Source organism: Methylobacterium sp. WL6 (assembly GCF_008040095.1).
Classification (GTDB): Bacteria; Pseudomonadota; Alphaproteobacteria; order Rhizobiales; family Beijerinckiaceae; genus Methylobacterium.
In genome coordinates, this window is record NZ_VRVH01000447.1 from 1 (window position 1) to 2,704 (window position 2,704).

Genomic DNA, 2,704 nt, shown 5'->3' on the forward strand with positions numbered 1-2,704 from the left:
CGCCGCCTCGGCCGCCCGCGTCAGCCCGGCGGCGCGCACGCCCCGGTCGGTCACCAGCAGGATGGTTCGCGCGCCGAACTTGGCGACCAGCTCGGGGATCTTGCCCGCCGCCCCGGCCTCGAACAGCAGGTTCGGCGTGGTCTGGAACAGGAACGGGTTCATGGCCGGGAGCCTCGGCGGACGGATGTTTCGCCGCGCCAGCCTAACCGCTCGGCGCGCGATCGCCAGCGGCGACCCGGGATGCCGCGTCGGGGCGCCCCGGCCTCACCAGACCACCGCCTGCCCGTCGCGGCGCGGGTCGCTGGCGGCGGCGTAGCCTTCGACGCCGGGGTCGCCCATGCGCCAGATGAACTGGCCGGCGCCGAAATCCTGGTAGCTGTCCCGGATCACCGCGACCCGGTGGCCGCGGGCGACGAGGCCGTCGAGCGTGTCCGCCGGCATCGCGGATTCGGCGTTGATCTCGAGGCCCTGGTTGAAGCGCCAGCGCGGGGCGTCGCAGGCGGCTTGCGGGTTCTGGGCGTGGTCGATCATCCGCACCAGCGTCTGCACGTGGCCCTGCGGCTGCATGTTGCCGCCCATCACGCCGAAACTCATCACCGGGGCGCCGCCCTGCGTGAGGAAGCCGGGGATGATGGTGTGGAACGGGCGCTTGCCCGGCGCCACGCAATTCGGGCTCGCTTCGTCGAGGACGAAGCCGTAGCCGCGGTTCTGCAGCGACAGGCCCCACTCCGGCACCACCACGCCGGAGCCGAAGCCCATGAAGTTCGACTGGATGAAGCTCACCATCATCCCGGATTCGTCGGCGGCGGTGAGGTAGATCGTGCCGCCGCGGACCGGGTTGCCGGCGCCGAAATCCTGCGCGCGGCGCGGGTCGATCAGCTTGGCGCGGGACGCGAGGTAGGCGTCGTCGAGCATCGCCTCGGGGCTCACCCGCATCGCGGGCCCGTCGGCGACGTGGGCGTAGGTGTCGGCGAAGGCGAGCTTCATCGCCTCGATCTGCAGGTGCTGCGCCTCCGCCCCGTCCACCGCCATCCCGGCGAGGTCGAAGCTCTCGAGGATGCCCAGCGCGATCTGCGCGGCGATGCCCTGCCCGTTCGGCGGGATCTCGTGCAGCGTGTAGCCGCGGTAGTCCTTGCGCGTCGGCGTCACCCATTCCGGGCGGTAGGCGGACAGGTCCGCGAGCGTCATCGCGCCGCCGTTCGCGCCCGCGTGCCGCGCCATGGCCTCGGCGATCTCGCCCTCGTAGAAGGCTTTGCCCTTCGTCTCGGCGATGGTGCGCAGCGTCCGCGCGGCGGCCCTGAGCGTCACCAGCTCGCCGACATCCGGCGCGCGGCCGCGGGGCAGGAAGAACTCGGAAAAGCCCGGCTGGCGCACGAGGTCGGGGACCGCTGCCGCGGCGGCCCATTTCTGCTGCACCACGATCGGCGCGAGGTAGCCGCGCTCGGCGATCTCGATGGCCGGCTCCAGCAGGTCGGCGAAGGGCAGCTTGCCGAAGCGCTCGGACAGGGCGACCCAGGCGCCGACGGCGCCCGGCACCGTCACCGAATCCCAGCCGCGCATCGGCGGCCGCGTGGCCGGGCCGTATTTCCGGGCGAAGTAGTCCGGCGTCCAGGCGGCCGGCGCCCCGCCCGAGGCGTTCAGGCCGTGCAGTTCCTGGCCGTCCCAGAGGATGCAGAAGGCGTCCGAGCCGAGCCCGTTGCTGCACGGCTCGGTCAGCGTCTTCGCCGCGGCGGTGGCGATCGCCGCGTCGACCGCGTTGCCGCCCTTCCACAGCATCCGCATCCCGGCCTGCGCCGCCAGCGCGTGCGAGGTCGCGACCACGTTGCGGCCGAACATCGGCATGCGGATCGAGGGATAGGCGGAGGTCCAGTCGAAGGTTTGCGACATGTCGGGTCAGCTCACTGAGGGTCGGCGCGTGACGTCCGGGTTTCGATAAGGGGTCATCCCTTGTCCGGGGCCGAGGGCGAAGCCCGGTCGGTTCGTCGGGCTCCGCCCGACCCCTGCCGAAGGGACGATCCCTTCGGACTTCCCTTCGTTGCGACGCAGGATTCGTGCGCGGATCAGCGCGCCTGCATGCGCAACGCGCCGTCGAGGCGGATGGTCTCGCCGTTGAGCATCGGGTTGCAGACGATCGCCAGCACGAGGTCGGCGTATTCCTCCGGCCGGCCGAGGCGGGCGGGGAAGGGCACCGCGGCCCCCAAGCTGTCCTGGACGTCCTGAGGCAGGCCGAGCAGCATCGGCGTGCCGAAGATGCCCGGCGCGATCGCGCAGACGCGGATGCCGAGCGGCGCGAGCTCGCGGGCCGCCGGCAGCGTCAGCCCGACGACGCCCGCCTTCGAGGCGGCGTAGGCGGCCTGGCCGACCTGTCCCTCGTAGGCGGCGATCGAGGCGGTGGAGACGATCACCCCGCGCTCGCCGCCCTCGAGCGGGTCGAGCCCAGCGGCGCCCGCCGCCACCAGCCGCATCAGGTTGAACGAGCCGACGAGGTTGACCTGGATCACCCGGGCGAAGCCGTCGAGCGAGGCCGGGCCGTCGCGCCCGACGATGCGGGCGGCCGGGGCGATGCCGGCGCAGTTGACGAGGATGCGGGCGAGGCCGTGCGCCCCCGCCCCCCCCCCCCCCGCGGGCGCGGCGCCGTGTGTTTTAAAAAAATACCCGCCCCCCCGCCAAGCGCCCCGGGCGGTTGGGGGGGTGTGGGTGTAAA

The 2,704-nt window shown here is 72.8% G+C and carries 2 protein-coding genes and 1 pseudogene; all 3 read right to left on the minus strand.

All coding sequences use genetic code 11. The annotated features are described in order from the left end of the window. Positions 1 to 162, minus strand: a pseudogene (locus tag FV230_RS31065) (alcohol dehydrogenase); the annotation flags it as partial. A 102-nt stretch (positions 163 to 264) separates the two neighbouring features. Next, positions 265 to 1,887, minus strand: a complete 1,623-nt coding sequence (locus FV230_RS26970) for a gamma-glutamyltransferase family protein (RefSeq protein WP_147844558.1) — start codon at positions 1,885 to 1,887, stop codon at positions 265 to 267. Positions 1,888 to 2,060: 173 nt separating this feature from the next. Next, positions 2,061 to 2,704 (minus strand): SDR family NAD(P)-dependent oxidoreductase (locus tag FV230_RS26975; RefSeq protein WP_147844559.1); only part of this gene is annotated, 644 nt, incomplete at its 5' end.